19 protein-coding genes are annotated in these 25237 nt (G+C 74.1%); 8 read left to right on the top strand and 11 right to left on the bottom strand.

Annotated elements, in window-relative coordinates; genetic code table 11:
• Window positions 1-171: 171 nt before the first annotated feature.
• From hutI to hutH, 5 genes are all read right to left on the bottom strand, one after another.
• Window positions 172-1329: an imidazolonepropionase gene (hutI, locus tag RM445_RS20135; RefSeq protein ID WP_311558312.1), complete on the bottom strand. Its 1158-nt coding sequence runs from the start codon at window positions 1327-1329 to the stop codon at window positions 172-174.
• The gene (locus RM445_RS20130) at window positions 1326-2645 is read right to left on the bottom strand and encodes a formimidoylglutamate deiminase (protein WP_311558311.1); all 1320 of its coding nucleotides are present in this window, start codon (window positions 2643-2645) and stop codon (window positions 1326-1328) included. The genes hutI and RM445_RS20130 overlap by 4 nt, the downstream gene beginning before the upstream one ends.
• A complete protein-coding gene (locus tag RM445_RS20125; RefSeq protein WP_311558489.1) occupies window positions 2642-3853 on the bottom strand; it encodes an allantoate amidohydrolase in 1212 nt (403 codons plus the stop codon). The genes RM445_RS20130 and RM445_RS20125 overlap by 4 nt, the downstream gene beginning before the upstream one ends.
• Before the next feature lie 126 nt (window positions 3854-3979).
• Complete coding sequence (gene hutU, locus RM445_RS20120) at window positions 3980-5644, bottom strand: urocanate hydratase (protein ID WP_311558310.1); 1665 nt, start codon at window positions 5642-5644, stop codon at window positions 3980-3982.
• On the bottom strand, window positions 5641-7209 hold the full coding sequence (gene hutH / locus RM445_RS20115) for a histidine ammonia-lyase (RefSeq protein ID WP_397469375.1): 1569 nt from the start codon (window positions 7207-7209) through the stop codon (window positions 5641-5643). The genes hutU and hutH overlap by 4 nt, the downstream gene beginning before the upstream one ends.
• 240 nt (window positions 7210-7449) lie before the next feature.
• On the opposite strand from hutH, the gene RM445_RS20110 reads away from it, so the two are divergent.
• Window positions 7450-8688, top strand: coding sequence for a polyhydroxyalkanoate depolymerase (locus tag RM445_RS20110; protein WP_311558309.1), 1239 nt, complete (start codon window positions 7450-7452; stop codon window positions 8686-8688).
• Between the two features lie 13 nt (window positions 8689-8701).
• Here the strand turns inward: RM445_RS20110 and RM445_RS20105 are convergent, their stop codons facing one another.
• A complete protein-coding gene (locus RM445_RS20105) occupies window positions 8702-10357 on the bottom strand; it encodes a VWA domain-containing protein (RefSeq protein WP_311558308.1) in 1656 nt (551 codons plus the stop codon).
• Between the two features lie 108 nt (window positions 10358-10465).
• Entirely contained in the window at window positions 10466-11122 is a 657-nt protein-coding gene (locus RM445_RS20100) for a glutathione S-transferase family protein (RefSeq protein ID WP_311558307.1), read from the bottom strand.
• 234 nt (window positions 11123-11356) lie between these two features.
• Between RM445_RS20100 and RM445_RS20095 the strand changes: the two genes are divergently transcribed.
• Window positions 11357-13348 (top strand): APC family permease, encoded by a 1992-nt coding sequence (locus tag RM445_RS20095; protein ID WP_311558306.1) that lies wholly within the window; start codon window positions 11357-11359, stop codon window positions 13346-13348.
• Between the two features lie 80 nt (window positions 13349-13428).
• Here the strand turns inward: RM445_RS20095 and RM445_RS20090 are convergent, their stop codons facing one another.
• Window positions 13429-15021, bottom strand: coding sequence for an alpha-amylase family glycosyl hydrolase (locus RM445_RS20090; RefSeq protein ID WP_311558305.1), 1593 nt, complete (start codon window positions 15019-15021; stop codon window positions 13429-13431).
• A 375-nt stretch (window positions 15022-15396) separates the two neighbouring features.
• Between RM445_RS20090 and RM445_RS20085 the strand changes: the two genes are divergently transcribed.
• Entirely contained in the window at window positions 15397-15852 is a 456-nt protein-coding gene (locus RM445_RS20085; RefSeq protein WP_311558304.1) for an STAS domain-containing protein, read from the top strand.
• 19 nt (window positions 15853-15871) lie between these two features.
• Here the strand turns inward: RM445_RS20085 and RM445_RS20080 are convergent, their stop codons facing one another.
• Both RM445_RS20080 and RM445_RS20075 read right to left on the bottom strand, forming a co-directional pair.
• The gene (locus RM445_RS20080; RefSeq protein WP_311558303.1) at window positions 15872-16234 is read right to left on the bottom strand and encodes a hypothetical protein; all 363 of its coding nucleotides are present in this window, start codon (window positions 16232-16234) and stop codon (window positions 15872-15874) included.
• 57 nt (window positions 16235-16291) lie between these two features.
• Window positions 16292-17731 carry an MFS transporter gene (locus tag RM445_RS20075; RefSeq protein WP_311558301.1) on the bottom strand — a complete coding sequence of 480 codons (1440 nt, stop codon included), beginning with the start codon at window positions 17729-17731 and terminating at the stop codon, window positions 16292-16294.
• Window positions 17732-17937: 206 nt separating this feature from the next.
• On the opposite strand from RM445_RS20075, the gene RM445_RS20070 reads away from it, so the two are divergent.
• The 5 genes from RM445_RS20070 to RM445_RS20050 all read left to right on the top strand — a co-directional run bounded on the left by RM445_RS20070 (window position 17938) and on the right by RM445_RS20050 (window position 24892).
• Window positions 17938-18189 carry a hypothetical protein gene (locus RM445_RS20070; protein ID WP_311558298.1) on the top strand — a complete coding sequence of 84 codons (252 nt, stop codon included), beginning with the start codon at window positions 17938-17940 and terminating at the stop codon, window positions 18187-18189.
• Between the two features lie 186 nt (window positions 18190-18375).
• Window positions 18376-18771 (top strand): DUF6401 family natural product biosynthesis protein, encoded by a 396-nt coding sequence (locus tag RM445_RS20065; RefSeq protein WP_311558297.1) that lies wholly within the window; start codon window positions 18376-18378, stop codon window positions 18769-18771.
• Between the two features lies 1 nt (window position 18772).
• Entirely contained in the window at window positions 18773-21187 is a 2415-nt protein-coding gene (locus RM445_RS20060) for a phosphoketolase family protein (RefSeq protein ID WP_311558296.1), read from the top strand.
• A 144-nt stretch (window positions 21188-21331) separates the two neighbouring features.
• A complete protein-coding gene (locus RM445_RS20055; RefSeq protein WP_311558295.1) occupies window positions 21332-21967 on the top strand; it encodes an RNA polymerase sigma factor in 636 nt (211 codons plus the stop codon).
• Window positions 21968-22033: 66 nt separating this feature from the next.
• A complete protein-coding gene (locus RM445_RS20050; RefSeq protein WP_311558294.1) occupies window positions 22034-24892 on the top strand; it encodes a helix-turn-helix transcriptional regulator in 2859 nt (952 codons plus the stop codon).
• Here RM445_RS20050 and RM445_RS20045 read toward each other — a convergent pair.
• The gene (locus tag RM445_RS20045; RefSeq protein ID WP_311558293.1) at window positions 24817-25110 is read right to left on the bottom strand and encodes a hypothetical protein; all 294 of its coding nucleotides are present in this window, start codon (window positions 25108-25110) and stop codon (window positions 24817-24819) included. The two genes, RM445_RS20050 and RM445_RS20045, sit on opposite strands and share 76 nt — an antisense overlap.
• Window positions 25111-25237: the final 127 nt, after the last annotated feature.

Below are 25237 nucleotides of genomic sequence, written 5' to 3'. Positions count from 1 at the left end.
CGGCGCTCAGGCGGACGCCGGACCCGCCGCACGATCAACGAGGCTGATCGTGCGGCACCACAGCGGCCCCGGACCGCCGTCATTGCCCCCGCGGCCCCGCGTGGGAGTGCAGCATGGTGGCTTTGCTGCACTCGGACCGCTGCAAAGCCACCATGCTGCACTCCCCGCCGGTCATCGGCGGGCGTCGGGCATCAGGTCGAGGGCGTGGGCGAGCGGGACGCCCGGGCGGTACGCGAGGTGCAGGTGGCTCGGGGCGTCGATCACCGTGAGGTCGGCGCGGTTCCCGGGTGCGAGCACACCGACGTCCGTGCGCCGCAGCGCCCGCGCCGCGCCCGCGGTGGCCGCGTACAGCGCCTCGGCCGGCGTCAGGTCCATCTCCCGGACCGCCAGCGCGATCATCAGCGGGATCGACGACGAGGCGCACGTACCCGGGTTGCAGTCCGACGCAAGCGCCACCGCGACGCCGGCGTCGAGCAACCGGCGGGCGTCCGGGTAGGGCGAGCGGGTGGAGAACTCGACGCCGGGCAGCAGGGTGGCGACGGTGTCGCCGCCCGCGAGCGCGTCGACATCGGCGTCGGTCAGGTAGGTGCAGTGGTCGACGCTCGCCGCGCCCAGCTCGACAGCCAGCGCGACGCCGGGGCCGGGGCCGAGCTGGTTGCCGTGCACCCGCAACTCCAGGCCCGCGGTACGGCCGGCATCGAGGACCGCGCGGGCCTCGTCGCCGTCGAAGGCGTGCGGGCTTGCGGGCTCGCAGAACACGTCGATCCACCGTGCGTGCCGCGCGCAGGCGGCGAGCATCGGGCCGGTGACCAGCGCGACGTAGTCGTCGCGGGCGGCGCCTGCGGGCACGACGTGCGCCCCGAGGAATGTCACCTCGGACGTCACCTCGGAGGCCAGGCGCAGCGCGCGCTCCTCGTCGGCGACGGTGAGCCCGTAGCCGCTCTTGATCTCGACGGTCGTCGTGCCCTGGGCGCGGCACTCGGCGACCCGGGCGGCGAGCAGGGCGCGCAGCGTCGCGTCGTCGGCGGCGCGGGTGCCGGCGACGGTCGAAGCGATCCCGCCGCCGTCGTAGCGCTCGCCACGCATCCGGGCGGCGAACTCGGCGGCGCGGTCGCCGGCGAACACGAGGTGGGTGTGCGAGTCGACGAACCCGGGCACGACGGCGCGGCCGCCGACGTCGATCCGACGGTCGGCGGCGGGCGCGTGCGCGGCCGGGCCGACCCAGGTGATCGCCCCGGCCTCGGCGACGACGGCAGCGCCGTGCAGGGTGCCGAGCTCGGGATCGTGGGTGGTGAGCTCACCGATGGCGGTGACGACGACGCTGCTCACGGGTCCTCCCACAAGGGCTCGATGGCGGCCTGCAGCATCGCGCCGACGTCGCCGAGCACGTGCCGGCCACCGCTGACGACGACGCGGCCCTCGACCACCACCGTGTCGACGTCCGCGCCGCTCGCGGTGAGCACCACCTGGGCCGGGTCGCTGCCTGCCGTGCGGGGGGTGTCGAGCCGGATGGCCACCAGGTCGGCGGGCGCCCCGGGCTCCAGCCGACCGGCGTCGGGCCGGCCGATCGCCCCGTGCGCCGTCAGCGCGTCGAGCAGTGCCGCAGGGCTGAAGCGGCCGCGCTCCCCCGTCGCCAGCCGCTCGTGCATCTCCAGCCCCCGCGCCTCGGCGAAGGGATCGGAGAGGGCGTGCTGGTCGCCGCCGAGCGCGAGCGGACACCCCGCGTCACGCAGGGCCCGGGCGGGGCCGATGCCGTCGGCGAGGTCGGCTTCCGTCGTCGGGCACAGGCAGACGGTGGTGCCGCTGCCGACGAGCAGTGCGACGTCGGCGGCGGCCAGGTGGGTCGCGTGGACGGCCGTCGTGGCGGGGCCGAGCAGGCCTTCGGCGGCGAGCAGGCCGGTGGGGGTGAGCCGGTGCGCCGCGAGGCAGGCGGCGTTCTCGGCGGGCTGCTCGGACAGGTGGACGTGCAGGGGGCGTCCGTCTGCCACCGCCGCGACGACCGGCAGCGCCGCCCGCGGCACCGCCCGCACCGAGTGCGCGGCCACCCCGATCTGCAGCCCCGGTCCGTCGCGCAGCGCGGCGACCCGTTCGGCCCACGCCTGCACGCTTCCGTCGGAGAACCGTCGCTGGACGCCCTCGACCGGGCTGCCGTCGACGTCCGCGGTCAGGTAACAGGTGTCGAGGAGCGTGAGCCGGACGCCGGCCTCCTTGGCGGCCCGGGCCAGCGCGTGGCCCATGGCGTTGGGGTCGGCGTAGGGACGGCCGTCGGCCCCGTGGTGGAGGTAGTGGAACTCGCCGACGGCGGTGACGCCCGCGAGTGCGCGCTCGGCGAAGGCGGCGCGGGCCAGCGCGAGGTAGGAGTCGGGGTCGAGCCGGGCGGCGACGGCGTACATCCGCTCGCGCCAGGTCCAGAACGTGCCCCCGTGATCATGCGTGCGGCCCCGGAGGGCGCGGTGGAAAGCGTGGGAGTGGACGTCGGCGAAGCCGGGAAGCACGACGCCCGGAAGCCGGGTCGCGTCGCCGGGCGCGGTGCCGGGGGTGACGGCGGTGAACCGGTCGACCCCGGCGGAGTCGGGTGCGACCACGAACGTGACGTCGGTGGCCGGGCCGCCCGGGAGCAGCGCGTGCGCCGCCCAGAACCTCACGGGGCGGGCTCGGCAGCGGCGAGGTCGCCGCTCAGGTCGGCGGCGACTTCGGCGAGCGCCGCCACGCCGGCGTGGCAGTCGGCGCGCTCGGCGTGCTCGGTCGGCGCGTGGGAGACACCGGTCGGGTTGCGGACGAACAGCATCGCCGTCGGCACGCCCGCCGCCGCGAGGATGCCGGCGTCGTGCCCGGCGCCCGTCGCGAGCCGCGGTGCCGGGCTCCCGGGCGGGCCGAGCAACGCGGCGAGGCGGGCGGCGAGTGGCGCGTCGAAGCTGGTCCGGTCCGTCCACGACTCCACCGTGACGGTCCCTCCGTGCACCTCGACCACCCCTGCGACCTCCTCAACGACGGCCCGGGCCGCGTCCGCACGGGGTGCGCGGGCGTCGAGCCATGCGGTGACGGCCGACGGCACCGCGTTGACGCCGTTGGGCACGACCGCGACCTTCCCGCAGGTGGCCAGGGCATCGTGCCAGGCCGCGGCGCCGCGGGCGGCGAGTACCACGGAGGCGAAGGTGACCATCGGGTCGTGCCGGTCGTCGAGCGCGGTGGTGCCCGCGTGGTTGGCCTCGCCCGGCAGGTCGATGCGCCAGCGGCCGTGCGGCCAGATCCCGGTGCCGACGGCCACGGCGCGGTCCAACTGATCGAGCCCCCGGCCCTGTTCGACGTGCAGCTCGACGAACACCCCGACCCGGCGCAGCGTCTCCTCGTCGCGGCCGACGTGCCCGGGGTCGCGGCCGGCGCGGGTCAGCGCCTCGGCCATGCTCACGCCGTCGCCGTCGGTCAGCCCGCGGGCCCGGTCGGGCGTCATCGCCCCGGTGAGCAGGCGCGATCCGGCACACGCGACGCCGAACCGGGCGCCCTCCTCGTCGCCGAACACGGCGACCGCCAGCGGGCGGGCCGGCCGCAACCCGCGGGCCCGCAGGGCGTCGACCGCGGCCAGGGCGGACACGACGCCGAGCGGGCCGTCGAAGGCGCCGCCGTCGGGCACCGAGTCGAGGTGCGAACCCAGGACGACGCCCGGACCGTCCCGATCCGGGTCGCCCCACCAGGCCCAGAGGTTGCCGGCCCGGTCGTCGACCAGCTCCATCCCCCGCGCGGCCACCTCGCCCGCGAACCACTCCCGCAGGTCGGCGTCCTCGCGGGTCCAGGCGAAGCGGCGGTAGCCACCCGTGCCGGGGTGCCGCCCGAGGGGCGCGAGGTCGGCCCACATGCGGTCGAAGCCGGCCTCGGCGTGGGCGACCGGGACCGCAGCATGGTGGCTTTGCTGCGGTGGGAGTGCAGCAAAGCCACCATGCTGCAATCCCCGGCGCGCAGGATCAGCGGGATCGGGCACGCGTCACAGGTTCCCGTGCTCCGTCATCGGCACCCGCAGGCCCCCCTCCTCCGCCGCCGCCTCGGCCTCCGGGTAGCCCGCGTCTACGTGCCGCAGCACCCCCATCGCCGGGTCGTTGGCCAGCACCCGTGCGAGCTTCTCCGCCGCCAGCGCCGTCCCGTCCGCCACGCTCACCTGGCCCGCGTGGATCGACCGGCCCATGCCGACCCCGCCGCCGTGGTGGATCGACACCCAGGTCGCCCCCGACGCCGTGTTGACCAGCGCATTGAGCAGCGGCCAGTCGGCGATCGCGTCGGAACCGTCGGCCATCGCCTCGGTCTCCCGGTACGGCGACGCGACCGACCCGGCGTCGAGGTGGTCGCGGCCGATCACGATCGGCGCCGTGATCGCCCCCGAGGCGACGAGCTCGTTGAACCGCAGCCCGGCGCGGTCGCGGTCGCCGTGCCCCAGCCAGCAGATCCGCGCCGGCAGACCCTGGAACGCCACCTTCTCCCGCGCCGCCCGGATCCAGCGCTGCAGCTTGTCGTCGTCGGGGAACAGCTCGAGCACGGCGTCGTCGGTCACCGCGATGTCCGCCGGATCGCCGGAGAGCGCCGCCCACCGGAACGGCCCCTTCCCTGCGCAGAACAAGGGCCGGATGTAGGCCGGGACGAAGCCGGGGAAGGCGAACGCCCGGTCGTAGCCGCCCTGGCGGGCCTCGTCGCGGATCGAGTTGCCGTAGTCGAACACCTCGGCGCCGCCGTCGAGGAACCCGACCATCGCCTCGACGTGCCGGGCCATCGACTCCCGCGCCCGGTCGGTGAACTCGTCGGGCTTGGTGCGGGCGTAGTCGTCCCAGTCGCCCTCGTCGACGCCGTCGGGCAGATACGCCAGCGGGTCGTGCGCCGAGGTCTGGTCGGTGACCACATCGATCTCGACCCCCCGGCGCAACAGCTCAGGCAGCACGGACGCGCAGTTGCCGACCAGCCCGACCGACACCGCCTCCCCCGCGGCCTTCGCGCGCAGGCACCGCTCGACGGCGACGTCGAGATCGGAAGCCAGCTCGTCGAGGTACCGCGTCTCCACCCGCCGCCGCAGCCGCCACTCCGACACGTCGACGACCAGGCACACCCCGCCGTTGAGCGTCACCGCCAGCGGCTGCGCGCCACCCATGCCGCCGCACCCGCCGGTGACGGTCAGCGTGCCCCGCAGGCTCCCGCCGAACCGCTTGTCCGCGACGGCGGCGAACGTCTCGTAGGTGCCCTGCAGGATCCCCTGCGTCCCGATGTAGATCCACGATCCCGCGGTCATCTGCCCGTACATCGTCAGCCCGAGCCGCTCCAGGCGCCGGAACTCCGGCCAGTTCGCCCAGTCGCCGACGAGGTTCGAGTTCGCGATCAGCACGCGCGGCGCCCACTCGTGCGTCCGCAGCACCCCGATCGGGCGCCCGGACTGCACGAGCAGCGTCTCGTCCGACTCCAGGGTCGTCAGCGAGCGCACGAGCGCGTCGAACGACGCCCAGTCGCGCGCCGCGCGCCCCGTCCCGCCGTAGACGACCAGGTCGTCGGGCCGCTCGGCCACGTCCGGGTCGAGGTTGTTCTGGAGCATCCGCAGCGGGGCCTCGGTCTGCCACGACCGCGCCGTGAGCGTGGTCCCCCGTGCCGCGCGTACGGGCCGGGACCCCTTCACGACAGCGGCCCGAGGACGGACTCGGCGGCGGCCAGCGCCTGGCGCGAGGCGACGACCTCGACGGCGGCGTCGATCTCCGGGCCGAGATGCCGATCCGGACCCGGCCCCGGCACGGTGCCGCGCAGCGCCGCCCGGACGGCCGCCGTCGCGGGCGCGGGCTCCAGCGGGCGGCGCAGGTCCAGCGAGCGGGCGGCGGTGAGCAGCTCGATCGCGATGACCCGGGTCAGCCCGTCGACCGCCCTCCGCAACTTGCGAGCCGCGGACCAGCCCATGGACACGTGGTCTTCCTGCATGGCCGACGACGGTATCGAGTCGACCGACGCCGGCACAGCGAGCCGCTTGAGCTCGGACACCAGCGCGGCCTGCGTGTACTGGGCGATCATGTAGCCGGAGTCGACGCCGGCGTCGTCGGCGAGGAAGGCCGGCAGACCGTGGCTGCGGGCGACGTCGAGGTGACGGTCCGTGCGCCGTTCGCTGATCCCCGCGAGATCCGCGACCGCGATTGCGAGGAAGTCCAGCACGTAGGCCACGGGTGCGCCGTGGAAGTTGCCGTTGCTCTCCACCCGCCCGTCGGGCAGCACCACCGGGTTGTCGACGGCGGCGGCGAGCTCACGCTCCGCGACCGTCACGGCGTGCGCCACGGTGTCGCGGACGGCGCCGTGCACCTGCGGGGAGCAGCGCAGCGAATAGGCGTCCTGGACGCGGGTGCAGCCCGGATGGCGGTGGCTGGCGACCACCCCGGAGCCGGCGAGCAGCGCCCGGAGGTTCGCGGCGCTCGCGGCCTGACCGGGGTGCGGGCGCAGCGCCTGCAGGTCCGCGGCGAACACGGCGTCCGTACCGAGCAGGGCCTCCACGCTCATCGCGGCGGTGATGTCCGCGGTGCGCAGCAGCATCTCCAGGTCGTGGCAGGCCAGCACCAGCATCCCGAGCATGCCGTCGGTGCCGTTGATCAGCGCGAGCCCCTCCTTCTCGCGCAGCGTCACCGGCTCGATCCCGGCCGTGGCCAGCGCCTCCGCGGCCGGCCGGCGCACGCCGTCGACGTCGCGCACTAGGCCCTCGCCGGTCAACGCCAGTGCACAGGCGGCCAGCGGTGCCAGGTCGCCCGAGCAGCCGAGGGAGCCGTACTCGGCGACGACGGGCATGATCCCGGCCGTGAGCAGCGCCGCGTAGCCGCGGGCGGTGCCGAGCCGGACGCCCGTCCGACCGGTCGCGAGGGTCGAGAGCCGCAGCAGCTGCATGGCTCGCACGACCTCCCGCTCGACCTCAGGGCCCGAGCCCGCCGCGTGCGAGCGCACCAGGCTGCGCTGCAGCTCGGCCCGCAGGCCCGCCGGGATGTGCCGGTTGGCCAGCGCGCCGAATCCGGTGGACACGCCGTAGTGCGGCACCGGATCGTCGGCCAGCGCCTCCACCACCTTCCGGCTGGCGCGGACGGCGTCTTCCGCCTCGGCCGTCAGCTCCACACCCGCGCCGTCGCGGGCGACGGCGACCACCGCGGCCCGGGACAGCGCCCCTACGCCGACCGCTACACGCGGGAGCCCGGCCACGACGTCGTCACTGTCCGTCACGCGCGGGGAAGGGCGGGTGTCGGTCGTCAAGTCCTGCATCACCTCATGGGACACCCGTCCGGCCCGTGTCCGCGACGGCCGACCGGTCAGATCCGTGATGAGACAACCATCACCCAGCGCAATCCCTTGCACATACTGTCGACGAGCACGGACGCGGGACCGCCGCGCGGGTTATCGTGTGATCGCCGACGTCGCCGTGCACCGCTCGACGGCGGTCTGCGGCCGGTACGGGGAGTCCGCATGCTGTATGCCGCCTATGAAGCACAGCGCCTCACGCTCGACGGGGCGCGTGCCGCATCGCGCGTCGCGTTGGAGACCATGGACCTGCTCCCGTCGCCCTTCGGAGACCTGGACGCGGTCCGGCGCCTCCGCGCGGCCCACCAGGTCTTCGTCGACAGCGCGATCACCCACGAACGGCTTCCCTTCGCCATCGACAAGATCGGTGTCGAGACGCCCGCGGGTGCGCAGGTGGTCGCCGTGCACGAGGAGATCGTGGCGCGCACGCCGTTCTGCACGCTGCTGCGCTTCGCGAAGGACCTGCCCGAGGGCGCGCCGCCGCAGCCGCGCGTGCTCCTGGTTGCGCCGTTGTCGGGCCACTTCGCGACCATGCTGACCGACACCGTGCGCACGATGCTGCCGGACCACGACGTTCACATCACCGACTGGCACAACGCCCGCGACGTCGGCGTCGAGCACGGCCCGTTCGGGCTCGACGAGCTCGTCGACCACGTCGTCGATTTCCTGCAGGTCCTCGGACCTCGCTCGCACGTCCTCGCGGTCTGCCAGCCGTGCGTCCCCGTGCTGGCCGCGGTCGCGGTGCTGGCCGAAGACCGCAACGTGGCCCAGCCGGCGAGCATGACCCTGGTGGCCGGCCCGGTCGACGTCGAGCTCAGCCCGACCTCGGTGAACACCCTGGCCCGCTCCGGTCCGCCCGACTGGTTCCGCCACACCGTGGTCACCCCGGTCCCCCCGCCGTACGACGGCGCCGGCCGCCTCGTCTACCCGGGGTTCATGCAGCTCGCCGGGTTCGTCGCGATGAACCCGAAGCGGCACGTCGACGCGCATCTCGGCCTGATTGAGGCGCTGGTCGCGAGCGACGAGGTGCAGGCCCGTTCCACCCGCGACTTCTACGACGAGTACCTCGCCGTCTCCGACCTGCCCGCCGAGGTCTACCTCGACACGATCGCGCACATCTTCCAGGGCAACCGGCTCGCCCGCGGGGAGTACACGTGGCGCGGCCGCCGGGTGCATCCCGAGCGGATCACCCGCACCGGCCTGCTGACGATCGAGGGCGAGCGCGACGACATCTGCGGTCCCGGCCAGACCATGGCCGCGCACGATCTGTGCACCCGCATCCCTGCGTACCGCCGCAGGCACCACCTGCAGGCCGGCGTCGGGCACTTCGGCGTGTTCAGCGGGCGGCGTTGGGCGGGTCAGGTCTATCCCGTGGTGCGCAGCTTCATCGCCGCGAACAGCTGACGGACCGGCACGGTCACTCGTGGATGCCGCCCGCGGCGGCGTGGATGAACGCCGCCTTGACCTCGTCCGCGGTCCGTAACGCGTCGAGGTAGCCGTCGACCGGCTCGAGAGCCTTCGCCAGCGCCTTGATCTCGGGAGCCTGCGGCTGACCGCCGAACGCGACCACGGTGAGTTCGACCGGCCGCTGCGGGTCCTTCGCCGCCACCAGCCGTTGCCCGAGCTGCTCGAGGCTGATCGTGGGCTGGTCGGCCTCGTTGCGGCCGTCCGTGAACACGACGACGTGGCTGGGCACGTCCGGGCGGGCCGAGTCCCGGGCTGCCTCGTACGCCGCGAGGATCGTGTCGTGCAGGCCGGTGCCCGTGTCCAGGGGGTCGAGCTCCCTGACGGCCCGTGACACGGCCGCGCGGCCCTCGCCGTCGAGCGTCGTGCCGCGCAGCACCGGATCGAAGTCCCGCTCGCCGTCCAGCCTGCTCCCGAACCGCCACAGCGTGAGCTGCGAGTCGTCGGGGAGCAGCGAGGCGAGCCCGCCGATGCCGTCGCGGACGACGTCGATCAGCTTCCGGTCGGAGCCGGGCGCCCGGGCCTGCATCGAGCCGGAGACGTCGACGGCCACGAGCACGTCGGACCGGCGGTCGGCGGCGTACCAGCTGGCGAGCACGTGGTCGACGTGGTGCGGGCCCAGCACGTCGAACAACGGCGCGTGCACGGCCGGCAGCCCCTCGGCTCCCGACGGGGGACCGCCGCCGGGACGGCGCAGGCCGGCCTGCGCCAGTGGTCCGTCGCCCGCAGGCCCGGTGAGCGCGGCGGCCACCCGGTCCAGCGCCGCAGCCCGAACCGGATCGGCGGCCGCTGCCGCGCCGGGCAGCCAGCTGTAGCGCAGGGCCGCGGTGTGGTCGCGCGGGGCCAGCACCGCAGCCCCCTCGTCGCGCACCTTCGCCGACACCGGGAGCAGGGCGTACTCGGGCACCAGCCCCACCTCGCCGGACGTCTCCGGGAGCGCGGCGGCGTCGCCGTCGAGCGTGCGGGTGCGCGGCAGAGCGGCGGCGAGCGCCTCGGCGGAGGCGTCCATCCCGGACTCCACCCAGACCGCCTCCCCGAACGCCCCCGCGCCGAGCATGCCGTCGCCCGACGCCGCAGGGTCGCGCACCGCGAGCCGCACCGGGTCGGCGGCCGGACCGGTCACCAGCTTCGCCAGGCCCAGCCACCCGCCGCCGGCGTCGATCACCCGGGCAGCCGTGGCCCGGTCGGTGACGAGGTAGAAGGGGCTCTCGGCGAGCACCGTCCCCGCCCCGGCCGCCGGCGCCGCGGCGAGCCGGGCGGGACCGGGGTTGCCCGCCCATCCCGCGTCGTCCGGGATCCACACGTCCGCGGCCAGCTCCGCGACACGGCCCGCCGCGGTCCGCCCGTCGGCGACGGTCACGTCGAGCCGCACGCAGTCCGCTCCCTCGGCCAGCGTCGGCGCGACGCCGGCGAGCACCGGGGCGAACGAGGCCGCGGTCACCACGCGCAGGGCCGTCGGGCACGACTGCGCCACGGTCGCCGGGCTGCCGTCACGTGTCGTCAGGGCCAGTCCGGCGACGAGCGCGGACACGCCCACCACGAGGAGCGAACCGAGCACCACCCCGGGTGCGACCGTCGGCCTCCGGCGCTGCTTCAGGTGTCGACCCATGTGTGTTCCCCTCGCCCCGAGTCACCCTCTCGGCGCACCGGCGCGGGTCACGGGCCGGGTGCGGGAACGCACTGTAACGACTGCTCCCCCATCCGAGGGATCGGGGTGTCAGAACTCGGCTTCGAGCTCCAGCAGCTCCTGCGGCTCGGCCGCGGCGAGCTCCGCCCATTCGGCGACGTCCGGCAGCGCGAGCACCGCGTCGCGGTAGGCGGCGCACGTGGCGTCGACGGCGATGTCGTAGGTGACGAACCGTGAGCAGATCGGCGCGAACATCGCGTCGGCCATCGTGGGGCGGCGGCCGAACAGGAAGGGGCCGCCCGACTTGCCCAGGCAGTCGCGCCAGATCGCGGTGATCCGGACGATGTCGGCCTTGGCGCCCGAGAACACCGGGAATCCGGAGTGGCGGGCGGTCATGTTCATCGGCAGTGCCGAACGGAGGTTCACGAACCCGCCGTGCACCTCGCAGCTGATCGAGCGGCAGTGCGCGCGCGCGACCGGCTCCTCGGGCAGGAGGCCCGCGTGCGGGAACCGCTCCTGCAGGTACTCGGCGATCGCTAAGGCGTCCCACACCGTCACGCCCGCGTGCTCGAGCCGGGGCACGAGAAACGACGGCGACAGCAGCAGCAGCTCCGCACGCGTGGCCGGATCGCCCGCGGGCAGGACCTCCTCGACGAAGTCGAGGCCCGCCATCCGGCAGAGCAGCCAGCCGCGCAGGGACCACGACCCGTAGTTGCGGCTGTTGATCGTCAGGGTGGCCGGTGCCATGGCGAGTGCCTCCGCGGGCTCGGCGAATGGAATCAGCGGCGCTGCCGGCGCCGGTCGAGTCCGGCGGTACCGAGGGTAGCCCGGCACAGGCCGCGCGTCAGCCGATCCGAGGCATCGACCTGCGGAACAGTGCATTCCCGACAGTGCAGCGCGCCGGGAGGTTCCGTCCTGCATCCTGATCGGGCCCGTGGACGCGTCGCTGCGGCACGACGTGGGTGGAGGGGAGGGAACGGCATGAGCGCGGTCGGCGAGCAGGCGGCAGTCGGGGACGAGCACGACGGCTCCGCGCCGCACCCCAACGGTCGGGGAATGCGGCAGTGGCTGCTCCATCACCGCGTCGAGTCCGTCCCGGGACGGGCGGCCAAGCACGACCACCACGACGAGCACCCGTGGTGGAAGGTGATGTGCCTGACCGGCGTCGACTACTTCTCCACGTTGAGCTACCTGCCCGGCATCGCCGCGCTGGCCGCCGGTGCGGTGTCCCCGCTGGCCACGCTGCTCATCGTGCTGCTCACGCTCTGCGGGATGCTGCCGATGTACCGGCGGGTCGCGGCGGAGAGCCCGTACGGGCAGGGCTCGGTGGCGATGCTGGAGCGGCTGCTGCCCTTCTGGAAGGGCAAGTTCTTCGTGCTGACGCTGCTCGGCTTCGTCTGCACGTCGTGGATCATCACGATCACGTTGTCCGCGGCGGACGCGACCGCGCACTTCGCCGAGAACCCGTTCGCACCGCGCGGGATGGCCGGCCACCCCGTGGTCGTCACCGTCGGGCTGCTGCTCGTTCTCGGCGCGGTGTTCCTGATCGGGTTCTCCGAGGCCGTCGGGGTGGCGGTGCCGCTGGTGGCCGTGTTCCTGGCCCTGAACCTCGTGGTCGTGGTCGTGGTCGCCGTGCACGCGATCGGCCAGCCGGTCGACGTCGGGCGCTGGGTCGACGCGCTCTTCGCCGTCGGCGGCCTCGACCAGATCGCGTTCGCGGCGGTGCTGGCGTTCCCGCTGCTGGTGCTCGGGCTCTCCGGGTTCGAGACCGGCGTGTCGATGATGCCGCTGATCAGGGCCGAGGGCGGTGAAGACGACACCGACGACGAGACCTACCTGAAGAACCGGATCGCCAACACCCGCAAGCTGCTCACCACCGCCGCCCTGATCATGAGCGGCTACCTCATCGCCACCACGCTCGTCACCGCGATCTTCGTGCCGCCGGAGGCGGTGGCGCCGGGCGGCCCCGCGAACGGGCGAGCGCTCGCGTACCTCGCCCACATGTTCCTCGGCAACGCCTTCGGCACCGTCTACGACGTCAGCTCGATCCTGATTCTCTGGTTCGCCGGCGCGTCCGCGATGGCCGGCCTGATCAACATCGTGCCGCGGTACCTGCCGGGCTACGGCATGGCGCCGGAGTGGTCGCGGGCGGTGCGGCCGGTGGTGCTCGTCTTCACCGGCGTGGCCGTGCTGATCACCTGGCTGTTCGACGCGAACGTCGACGCCCAGGCCGGCGCGTACGCCACCGGGGTCCTGGCGATGATGATGTCCGCGGCGTTCGCGGTGACGGTCTCGGCACGGCGGCGCGGCAGCCGGGTGGGGACGGTCGGGTTCGGGCTCGTCACGCTCATCCTGGTTTACGCCTTCTTCGACAACGTCGTCGAGAAGCCGGACGGCATCGTGATCTCCCTGGCGTTCATCGCCGGCATCGTCGCGATCTCGTTCGTGTCGCGGCTGGCGCGGGCGACGGAGCTGCGGGCCGACGGCATCGAGTTCGACGAGGCCGCGCTCCGGATGATCGACGAGGCCGACGACGCGGGCAACCTGCACGTCATCGCCAACAAGATCCAGGCCGGCGACGTCGACGAGTACCGCGAGAAGGAGGCCGAGCAGCGGGCGCTGAACCCGATCCCCGAGAACGCCAAGATCCTCTTCGTGGAGGTCGCGGTCAACGATCCGTCGGAGTTCTCCAAGAAGCTCCTGGTGCGGGGCGAGACCGTCGACGACTACTGCGTCCTGCGCGCGGAGAGCACCGCGGTGCCCAACGCGCTGGCCGCGATCATGCTGCGGCTGCGCGACGACTCGGGGCTGCGCCCGCACCTGTACTTCCAGTGGTCGGAGGGCAACCCGCTGGCCCACCTCGCGCGCTACGTCCTGTTCGGCCAGGGCGAAACGGCGCCGGTGACGCGTGAGGTGCTCCGCCAGGCCGAGCCGGACGTCACCCGGCGTCCGGTGGTGCACGTCGGCGGCTGAGCGTTCCGGGGTCAGGCGTCCCGGCGTGGATGTAGCGAAAGCGGCGTTGAGTGCACTCAACGCACCGAAAGCCGCTTTCGCTACATCCGGGCCCGCACCCAGGCGGCGGAGTCCGCGGGGAGCCGACCGGCGTCGAGTGGCGCGCTCGCGAGCAGAACGTCGCCGTCGGGCAGGGGAACCGCCTGGTCGCCCATCGCGACGACCACCGCGAACCGCCCACGGCGCGCCGTCAGCCGCCCGTCGTCGTCGACCTCCCAGGCGACGTCGTCGTCCGCGCCGAGCACACTCTCGGCGTGCAGCCGGCGCCGCAGCGCCACGGCGGCGCGGCACAGGTGCAGCGTCGGCGCGGGGTCGGCCTCGGCGGCCTCGGCGGCCTCGGCGGCCTCGACGGAGAACGCACCCCAGCCTTCCGGCACGGGGAGCCACGGCGGTGCGCCGCTGTCCGGGGAGAAGCCGTGGGTCCCGGCCGGGTCGCGGCGCCACGGGATCGGCACGCGGCAGCCGTCGCGCGAGTGCCTGCTACGCGCCCAGGCCGGGTCCTGGCGCGCGGCCTCCGGGACGTCGACCTCGGGCAGCCCCAGCTCCTGGCCCTGGTAGAGGTAGGCCCCGCCGGGCAGCCCGAGCACGGCCAGCAGCGCGGCGCGCGCCCGGGCGGCACCGCCGGGGGCGTAACGGGTCGGGGTGCGGACGACGTCGTGGTTCTCGACCACCCACGTCACCGCGCCACCGCCCGGCACCCGTGCCGCCAGCAGTTCCTCGCCGACGTCCCGCCAGGCTGCGGCGTCCCAAGGCGCGGCGAGGAAGCCGAACGCGAAGGCCTGGTGCAGTTCGTCCGGGCGGGTGTAGCGGGCCGCGCGGTCCGGGTCGAGGTTGACCTCGCCGATGAGCGCGCGTCCCGGGTGGTACGAGTCGGCCAGCTCCCGCCAGCGCCGGTAGAGCGCGTGCACCTCCTCCTGGTCGCACGCGGGCGGGACCGCACGCAGGCGGCCCGGAGTGGCGGCCGCCAGGTCCGCAGGCGACAGGTCGGGCAGGCCCGGCGCCTTGAACAGCCCGTGCGCCACGTCGATGCGCACCCCGTCGCAGCCGCGGCCGAACCAGAACCGCAGGATGGCGTCGAAGAACGCCGGCGTCCGCGGGTCGCGCCAGTTCCAGTCGGGTTGCTCGGGCGCGAACAGGTGCAGGTACCACTCGCCGTCGGGCACCCGAGTCCACGCCGGGCCGCCGAAGACGCTCGGCCAGTTGTTCGGGGGCTCTGCCCCGTCGGGCCCGCGGCCCGGCGCGAAGTGGAAGCGGGCCCGTTCGCTGCTGCCCGGTCCCGCCGCGAGCGCGGCGGCGAACAGCGGGTGCGCCGACGAGCAGTGGTTCGGCACGAGGTCGACGATCACCCGCAGACCGAGGTCGTGTGCCAGCCCGAGCAGGCGGTCCAGGGCGCCGAGGTCGCCGAAGAGCGGGTCGACGTCGCAGTAGTCGCTGACGTCGTAGCCGTGGTCGGCCTGCGGGGAGCGCTGGAACGGGGTCAGCCACACCGCGTCGACGCCCAGCGCCGCGAGGTAGGGCAGGCGTGCGGTGACGCCGTCGAGGTCGCCGACCCCGTCACCGTCGGCGTCGGCGAAGGAGCGGGGGTAGATCTGCAGGACCGCGGCGTCCCGCCACCACTCGGCGTCGCCGTCCACCGTCCCCCTCGTCCCGGCCGCGGACGAGCGGCCCGTTCGTTGCAACCTATCCGACGAACGGGCCACTCGTCGGATCACGTGCCGGGCTGCCCTCAATCCGTTGAGCAGAACACTGCCTTCCTGAATCCATTTTCCGAAGCCGATAGAAACCCCGGAAATCCTCGGGGTACCACCACCCTGAAGTGTGTACAACCACCCCTTACTGCACCCGATCGATCGACCTCCGACAAACGGTGATCAACCGTATGCTCGGCGACACCATCGGTCCGGTGGTCGAGTGCCCCGAAAGCCCGGCCGCCCCGGGAGGAGCCCGCGATGTCGTCGCCCGTGTTCTCAATTCCTCTGATGTCTCGTCGACCCGATCGCCCGAGCCTCGTGCTACCGCCACCGCGCGGGCCCCGCGACCGTTCCCCCACTTACCTCGGCGATCTCGAATCCGGTTTCGACGCCGATTTCGACGGCGGTTTCGACGCCGATTTCGATGAAGCCGGCACCCCACTCGCCGTCGCGGTCGACGACCGGGGCGGGGTGTTCGTGGTGCACGCCGACGGCGAGGTCGACCTCTCCACGGCGCCACTGCTCGACGGCGCGCTCGACGCCGGCCTGGCCAGCGGCCGGCGGACGGTCGTGGTCGACCTCCGACAGGTCTCGTTCATCGACTGCACCGGGATCGGCCTCCTCACCCGGGCCCGTTGTCAGGCCCGCCGTCAGGGCATCCAGCTGCACATTCGTGCCGGCCGCGCCGTCGCCCGCACCGCTGCGCTCCTCGACCTCACGGTCACGCTCGGACTGCACGAGACCCTCGCCATGGGGACCGAGCGCTCGGCGTAGGGCCGGCCCCGATGCCGGCTCAGCCGTTCTCGGCTGCGCCTTCCCCCAGGAGATGCCCCAGCTCCTCCAGGCGGCTGCGCAGATTGCCCGCGGGCTGATCGGCCGCCGCGGTCAGGGTCATCGTCGAGAGCCGTCGCATCAGGTCTGTGATCACCGCGTCGTCCGGGGCGTCGCTCTCCACCTCGCCGCGCAGCTCCGCCAGCGCGGCCCCGATCTCCTCCAGCGCCGGAGCGTCCGTGCCGTCGAGGCGCTCCTGCCACCGGCGGATCTCCACGAGCGCGCCCTGGATCCCGAGTGCGGCAGGGCCGTCCTTCAACGCGCTGACGGTGAGCTCGAGGTCGTGCTCGGTCGGATCAGGCGTGGGTGCCGAGGGGTCGGTCATGTGCCCTGTCTACCCGACGCGGCGATGGCGAACCGGTCGGTCCACCCGTCGTGGCGGTCATCCTCGGCCGGTGACCGCCTCCCCCGCCGAGCGCGACAGGCCGACGACCCCGGCGAGCGGCACGAGCAGCAGCACCGCCAGCAGCACGAACGCCACCCGGTAGGGGCTCGTGGCGTTGTCGGCCAGGCCGATCACGGCGGTCACGGGCTCACCCAGCCGCAGCAGCAGTGCCCCGACGGCGATGCCGAGGCCGCCGCCGAGCTCCTGCACCGTGGTCATCAGTGTGTTCGCCGGGGTCATGCGGCCGGGCTCGACGTCGGCGAACGCCAGGCTGTTGTAGGCCGAGAAGCCGATCGACCGGAACACCCCGCTCACCGCCAGCAGGGCGATCAGCAGCGGCAACGGCGTCGACGGCGTGAGTGCGGCGATCCCCAGCAGGCACATCACCGACGCCGGGATCGCGGCGAGCAGCACCGTCCGGATCCCGAAGCGACGCATGAGCGGGGTCGTCACCGGCTTGATGCCGACGTTGCCGGCGAACAGCGCGATGACGATCAACCCGGCCTGCGCCGCGTTCCACCCGAACCCGAGCTGGAACATCAGCGGCAGCAGGAACGGGATCGCGATGATCACCATCCGGTACACCGAACCGCCCGCTGCCGTCACGCGGAAGCTCGCGATCCGCAGGATGCGCAGGTCGAGCAACGGGGTCGAGGCCCGCAGCAGGTGGACGACGGCGACGGTGAGCAGGACGAGCGCCAGCACCGCTCCCCCGGCGACGAACGGCACCTCGATCGCGCCGTCGCCGACGTTCTCGACCGCGACCATCAGCGCCGCGATGCCGGCCGCGACGAACAGGAACCCGCGCCGGTCCAGCCGCGGCGGCGCACCCTCGTGGCGCAGGTCGGGCACCAGTCTGCGCACGAGCAGCAGCCCCGCGACCCCGAGGGGCAGGTTGAGCACGAAGATCCAGCGCCAGGAGGCGTACTCGGCCAGCACCCCGCCGATCGCGGGCGCGAGCACGGGGGCGAGCAGCGCGGGCCAGGTCAGGTAGGCGATCGCCTTGATCAGGTCCGCCTTGGCCGTGGCGCGCAGCACGGCGAGCCGGCCGACCGGCACCATCAGCGCACCGCCGACGCCCTGCAGCACCCGGGTCGCGGTGAGGGTGGCCAGGTCGGGAGCCAGCGCGCAGCCCGCCGAGGCGAGGGTGAACACCGTGATCGCGGTGGCGAACACCCTGCGGGCGCCGAACCTCTCGGCGGCCCACCCGCTGATCGGGATGAGCACCGCGACGGTGACGAGGTAGCCCGAGATCGCGATGTTGACGTCGACCGCCCGGATGCCCAGGTCGGCGGCGATCAGCGGTGCGGCGGGGGCGATGACGGTGCCGTCGAGGATCTCCATGAAGAAGGCGCCGGCGACCAGCAGGGCGAGCCCGCGCGGCAGCCCTCCGCCCGACGCCGCCGGGCCGCCCGGATCGCGCCGCTTCCCGATCACCTGGGCAGTATCGCCGCCGGATCCGGCGTCACACCGCGTCTTTCCGCGCAGTGCTACGACGGGCTGCTACACCGGGCTCCGACGTGCGGCTCGCGTGCACGGTCGTACGGTGTAGGGGTGAACGCCCGGGACACCGACGGCGCGGGGGCGGCCCCCGCGCCCGGCGAGACGACGCCGGCGATCGCACGCCCGACGGGACATCGGTCATGACCGACGGCCCGGAGGAGGTCACCTCGCGGGAGGCACCGCCGGAGTCGGGCACCGAGCTCGACGGCCGCGACGTGTACTGGTTCGTCGGCGGCCCACTCGACGGCCGGGTGCACACCCGCGAGCCCGACGACCCGCCGCCACCCGTCGTCCGGCACACCCACCTGCACGACGGCCCGAAGATCGTCCACCTGTACGACCTGCACGAGGTCGCGGGCCACGGCGGCGAGTACCGCCTGCGCGGGGCCTGACTCCGCCTCGCCTGGTCGGCATGGCTCGTCGCGCGCCGGCTCCGGTGCGTCACGTCCGCAACGCGCGACCCGGGTGGGTCGTCTTGTTCCGGCAGACCACTTCTGACGTGGGACGACGCCGTTCGGACTACTGCACCCCCCCTATCGGGGGTCCGCGATGCTCACCCCCCGCTTACGATGGGCGGCGTGGGACCCGTCGACACCCTGACCGAGTGGCGCGCGCGGCGCTGGCTGTCCACCCTCAGTGCCCGGCTCGGCACGGACGGGCTAGCCGTGGCAGCCGTCATGCCCGGCCTGGCCGCCGCCGTGGACCAGCACGCGGCCGCGGTGCGTGACGGCGTCCTCGCGGGTTACGGCTCCACGGCGCTGACCGAGCGCGTGCTGCTCGCCGGCTACGGGCGCGGCCTGCTCGCCCGCGCGGGCGTGTCGACGAAGCAGCTGCGCAACGAGGCGGCGGGCCGGTGGCGGCAGGCCGACTGGCTCACCCTGCGACTGCTCGCGGTGTGTGCACTCAGCCGGTCGTGCCCGAGCCGGTCACGGGCGGGCCGGGCGCAGCTGGACCGGTCGACCGTCCGGTACTGACATGTCCACCACCGCCCCCCGCGGGGCCGCACCGCCGTCCGGGACCGACCTGCGCGCGCTCGACGCCTGGTGGCGGGCCGCGAACTACCTGGCCGTCGGGCAGATCTACCTGATGGACAACCCGCTCCTGCGGGAACCGCTCGTCCCCGCGCACATCAAGCCCCGGCTGCTGGGGCACTGGGGCACCACCCCCGGTCTGACCTTCCTCTGGGCGCACCTGAACCGCGTCATCGTCCGCGACGATCTCGACGCTCTCTACGTCACCGGGCCGGGACACGGGGGCCCGGGCGTCGTGGCGACGGCGTACCTCGAGGGCACCTACACCGAGCGGTACGCCCACATCACCGACGACGCCGAAGGTCTGCAGGCGCTCTTCCGGCAGTTCTCGTTCCCCGGCGGCATCCCCAGCCACGCCGCGCCGGAGACCCCGGGCTCCATCCACGAGGGCGGCGAGCTCGGTTACGCGCTCTCGCACGCCTACGGTGCCGCGTTCGACAACCCGGACCTGCTCGTGGCGTGCGTGATCGGCGACGGCGAGGCCGAGACGGGACCGTTGGCGGGCTCGTGGCAGGCGAACAAATTCCTGCACCCGGTCAACGACGGCACCGTGCTGCCGGTCCTGCACCTCAACGGCTACAAGATCGCCAACTCGACGGTCCTGGCCCGGATCCCGCAGGACGAGCTGCTCCGGCAGCTCGAAGGGCACGGCCACCGCCCGTACGTGGTGGAGGGCGGGTTCGCCGACGAGAACGGGCAGAGCGAGGACCCCATGGCCGTCCACGAGCGGATGGCCTCCACGCTGGACGAGATCGTCGCCGAGATCGCCCGCATCCGCGCCGACGCCAAGGAGCAGTTCGACGCCGAGGGGCGCGTCGACCGGCCCCGCTGGCCGATGCTCGTCCTGCGCACCCCGAAGGGCTGGACCGGGCCGCACGAGGTGGACGGCAAGCTCGTCGAGGGCACGTGGCGCGCCCATCAGGTGCCGCTGTCGGAGACCCGCGACAACGACGCCCACCGCGCCCAGCTGGAGCAGTGGCTGCGGTCGTACCGGCCGGACGAGCTGTTCGACGGCGAGGGCCGGTTGGTCCCGGCGCTGCGCGCGCTCTCCCCGCGGGGCGCGAAGCGGATGAGCGCCACCCCGCACGCCAACGGCGGCGAGTTGCTGCGCGACCTGCGGCTGCCCGATTTCACGGACTACGCCGTCGACGTCCCCGAGCCCGGCTCCGGCCCCGTCGGCACCACCGCGGTGCTCGGCACGTGGCTGCGCGACGTGATCCGCATGAACCCGGACAACTTCCGGATGATGGCTCCGGACGAGACCGCGTCGAACCGCCTACAGGCCGTGTTCGAGGCCACGGACCGGCAGTTCGTCGGCGAGTCGGCGGCGACCGACGAGGGCGTCTCCCAGGTCGGCCGCGTCACGGAGGTGCTGTCGGAGCACCTGTGCCAAGGCTGGCTGGAGGGCTACCTGCTCACCGGGCGGCACGGGCTGTTCAACTGCTACGAGGCGTTCATCCACCTCGTCGACTCGATGTTCAACCAGCACGCCAAGTGGCTCGACGCGTGCCGCGACATCCCGTGGCGGCGCCCGATCGCCTCGCTGACCTACCTGCTCACCAGCCACGTCTGGCGCCAGGACCACAACGGGTTCTCCCACCAGGACCCCGGCTTCATCGATCACGTGCTCAACAAGAAGCCGCAGATCGTGCGCGCCTACCTGCCGCCGGACGCGAACACTCTGCTGTCGACGATGGACCACTGCCTGCGCACCCGGAACTACGTCAACGTCGTGGTGGCCGGCAAGCAGCCGGGCCCGCAGTGGCTGACGATGGACGAGGCGGTCGCGCACTGCACACGCGGCCTGGGCATCTGGGACTGGGCGAGCAACTGCGGCAACGAGGAACCCGACGTGGTGCTCGGCTGCGCGGGCGACGTCCCCACCTTGGAGGCCGTCGCGGCGGTGAGCCTGCTGCGTCGGCACCTGCCCGAGCTGAAGATCCGGCTGGTCAACGTCGTCGACATCATGCGGCTGCAGGACGAGCGGGAGCACCCGCACGGGCTCTCGCACCCCGAGTTCGACGGGATCTTCACCACGGACCGGCCGGTGATCTTCGCCTACCACGGCTACCCGTGGCTGATCCACCGCCTGACCTACCGGCGCGCCAACCACGCGAACATCCACGTGCGCGGCTACAAGGAGGAGGGCACCACCACCACGCCGTTCGACATGGTGATGCTCAACGACCTCGACCGCTTCCACCTGGTGATCGACGTGATCGACCGGGTGCCGGGGCTGGCGGTGAAGCACGCCGAGCTGCGTCAGTTCATGGTGGACGAGCGACTGCGGTGCCGGCGGCACACGCGCCAGTACGGCGAGGACGCGCCGGACGTGGCCGACTGGGTCTGGCCCGGCTGAGCGGACGAGGGGAACCCCCGGGGTGCGCGCGCACCCCGGGGGTTCCCCCGGCCCGGATCGACCGGGGGTTTCCTGGATACGACTCCAGATGGGCCTTCCTACGGTGGCTGTCACCATCCGTAACGCCGCCGGGAGGGCCCTACAGTGCCGTGCAGCCAGGTCGCCGCCATCTCCGACCACCCGACCGACCACGCCGCCTGCCGCCGTCCGGCGGACGTCCCTCTCGCCCGGCTCGTCGACGCCGCCCGGGCCGGCTGCCCCGGAGCCTGGCGGGCCGTCGTCGAGCGCTTCGACGACGGGCTGCACGCGATCGGCCGCGGCTACGGCCTGGACGCCGCGACCGTCGACGACGCCGTCCAGCAGACGTGGTTGTCCGCCGTGACCCACCTGGCCGCGCTGCGCGAGCCGGCGGCGCTGTCCGGCTGGCTGCGCAGCATCCTGCACCGGGAGTGCCTCAAGGCGGCGAACCGGGCGAAGCGCGAGATCCCGGTCGTCGAGCAGCATCTCGGCGAGCCCGTCTCGGCCGCACACGTCACGCTCCGCGGCGCCCCGCCGCAGGCGCCCGAGGACCAGGCGATCCGGCGGGCACAGATCGCGGCGCTGCGGGAGGCCGTGCGCGAACGTCTGTCGGCCCGGGAGCAGCAGCTGATGACGCTCCTCAGCGACGCCCACGAGCACTCGTACACCGACATCGCCCGTGCACTCGACGTCCCCATCGGCAGCATCGGCCCCACCCGGGCCCGGTGCCTCGCTAAGCTGCGCCCGCTGCTCGCCGGATGAGGCTGCCGGACGCGGTACGGCCGAAAAGACGCCTGGCGGATGTCTCGGTCTGACTAGGCTTCCCGCATGGCCGCGGTGACCGTCCTCGTCGGCCGCGACACCGAGCGCGACCGGCTACGGGCGGCGCTCGTGGACGCGGCCGGCGGCGCACCGCGGGCGCTGGCGATCCGCGGCGACCCGGGCGTCGGCAAGACCCGGCTGCTCGACGCGGTGCTCGCCGATCCGGTGGGCGATGTGTTCCGCGTGATCCGCGCCGAGGGCCACGAGGCCGAGAGCGAGATCCCGTACGCCGCGCTCTCGCTGCTGCTCGGCCCGCTGCTCGACGGCATCGCGACCCTGCCCGGGCCGCAGGCCGCCGCCCTCGAAGGGGCGCTGAACCTCGGTCCGGGGGCGGGCGACCGGCTCGGTGTCGCGGTGGCGACGCTGGGCCTGCTCGCCCAGGCCGCCGAGGAGCGGCCCCTGTTGCTCGCGGTCGACGACGCGCACAACCTGGACCTCCCGACGCTGGAAGCGCTGGTGTTCTCGGTGCGGCGGATGCGCGCCGAGCCGATCGCCGTGCTGCTCACGGCCCGGTCGCGGGCCGACACCTCACCCGCGGTGGAGCGCTGGCTGGGGGCACTGCCGGAGGTGCCCGTCGACGGCCTCGACCTCGCCGCCGCGCGGCAGCTGCTCGGACCGACGTCGCCGCTGTCCCGTGCGACCTGGGAGGCCACCGCCGGGAACCCCCTGGCGCTGCTCGAGCTGCCGGTGGCCGGGGCGTCCCCGCTACCGGTCGAGCCGGTCCGGCTCAGCACCCGTCTCGTGCGCGCCTACGAGCGGCGTCTCTCCGGGCTGCCCGATGCCACGCGGCAGGCCCTGCTGCTGGTGGCCGTCGCCGGCAGCGCGGACGACGCCGTCGCCGAGGCGCTCGCCGAGCAGGGGCTCGACGTCGGCGACCTCGAGCCGGCCGAGGCCGCCGACCTGTTGGGCCGCGACGACCACGACGACCGCTCGCGCGGCACCGGCGCGCTCTTCCGCCACCCCCTGATCCGCAGCGCGGTCTACCACGCCGCCACTCCCGGCCGGAAGCGCGCGGCGCACCGGGCGCTCGCGGCCGTGCACGGGCGCCGCGAGGGTCCGGGCGCCGGCGAGCGGCGGGCCTTCCACCTGGCGGCGGCGACCCCCGGGACCGACGAGGACGTAGCTGCGCAGCTCACCGCCGCCGCTCGCAGCGCGGCCGCCCGCAACAACCACGTCACCGCGCTGGCGCTGCTCGAGCGCGCGGCCCGGCTCACCCCGTCGGGGCCCGCCCGCATCCGGCGGCTGCTGGAGGCCGCGCTGACCGCCCAGACCGCCGGCAACGTCGCCGCGGCGACCCCGCTGCTCGACCTGGCCCTGGTGGAGACCGACGACCCGGCCCTGATCACCACGGCCTGCCACCTGCAGTGCCGCGTGCAGATGTGGAGCGGCCAGCCGACCGAGGCGCGCGACGAGCTGCTCCACCTCGCCGACCGGACCCGCACCGCCGAACCCGTGCGGTCGGCGGCGATGCGCAGTCAGGCGGCGTTGCTGAGCCTGACGATCGGTGACCAGCAGCTCGGCCTCGCCGCGGCGGCCCAGGCCGCCAGGGACGTCGCCGACCTGCCGGACGTCGAACGGTTGCCGGTGGTGCTCGTCCACGCCCTCGCGCTGGCGCTGGCCAACGACTCCGCCGGGGCGCGCGCCCTGCTGACCACGTGCGAACCCCTGCTCGCCGCGGCGGACCCGCTGGCCGTCGACCAGCTACCGGTCGTCGCCGCGAACACCTACGCGTCGATCGAGGAGCCGGCGGCGGCGCGTCGGTGGCTGGAGGCCGGCGTGCGCAGCACCCGCTCGTCGGGGGCCGTCGGCCTGCTGCCGTTCCTGCTGACGTGGTTGGCGGCGGCCTGCTGGCGCGGCGGCGACTGGAGGGCCGCGCTGACCCACGCCCACGCCGCCGTCGAGCTCGCGCAGGAGACCGGCTGGGCGACCGAGGAACCCCAGGCACTCGCGATGCTGGCGACGATCGAGGCCGGCCTCGGGATGGACGCCGCCTGCCGCGAGCACGCCGCCCGTGCGCTGCGGCTCGGCGCGGCGACCGGGTTGCGGATCGTGGAGGCGCGCGCCGAGCACGCGCTCGGCCTGCTCGAACTGGGCGCCGGGCACCCCCGGGTCGCCGCGGCGCACCTCACCGTGACCGCCGAGTTCGCCCTCGCGCACGGCCTCGGCAGCCCGGTGCTCCTCGACTGGGCGGGCGACCTCGTCGAGGCGCACGTCCGCGCCGGGACGCCGGAGCGGGCACAACGGGCGCTGGCGGTGCTGGAACGCGAGGCGGCGGCGCCGGGGCGGCCGCTGGCGGACGCGATCGTTCTCCGCTCCTCGGCCCTGCTCCTCGGCGACGACGAGGCCGCCGAACCGGCCTTCACGGAGGCGCTGCGCCGGCACGCCGAGGCCGGTCGGCCGTTCGAGGAGGCGCGGACGCGGCTGCACCAGGGCGAGTACCTCCGACGGCACCGCCGGCTCGGCGCCGCACGCGAGGCGTTGGCAGGTGCGCTGCGAGGGTTCACGCGCCTGGGTGCGACGGCCTGGGTGGAGCGGGCCGAGGCCGAGTTGCGGGCCGCGGGCACGCGCACACCCGGACGGCGGCGTCCGGATCTGCGCGCCCGGGAGACCCGCGCGTCCACCGGACCGGCCGGCACCCCGACGGCACCGCGCCGCGGGCCCGCGCCCCTGCAGCTCACCCCGCAGGAGCTGCAGGTGGCGCTCGTCGTCGCCGGCGGGGCGACCAACATCGAGGCAGGCGCCCAGCTGTTCCTGTCGCCGAAGACCATCGAGTACCACCTGTCGAACGCCTACCGCAAGCTCGGGATCCGTTCCCGGGCCGAGCTCGTGCGGACCGTGCTGTCGGCCTCTCCCGCCCCGGCCTGAGCATCGGAGTAGAAGTACTTGGCCAGGTCGTCCGCGCCGCGGATCCGCAGCTTCTGGCCGAACCGGATGAGGCAGGAGTTGAGATGCGTGCCGGCGACGAGCACAAAGTCGCCGCGGTCGAACCCCGAGGCGGCCTCACCGGGACCGGCCGCTCCGCATGATGGGGCGCGGGTCTGACCTGCTCGGGCCGGCTCGGGGAAGTGGACAGGGAAGGACATCCCGGACTCAACCGGTCCTCGCAACACCGGCTTGTTGAGCTGAGCGTAGGTGTCCGTCGAGGGCTTCGGCGGGGGTCATCCAGCCGAGTGTCTTGCGGGGTCGGCCGTTGAGCGCCGCGGCGACGGC

The sequence above is a fragment of the Pseudonocardia charpentierae genome (assembly GCF_031845345.1).
In the GTDB taxonomy this organism is placed as follows: Bacteria; Actinomycetota; Actinomycetes; order Mycobacteriales; family Pseudonocardiaceae; genus Pseudonocardia; species Pseudonocardia charpentierae.
This window is presented reverse-complemented; position numbering and strand designations above follow the sequence as displayed.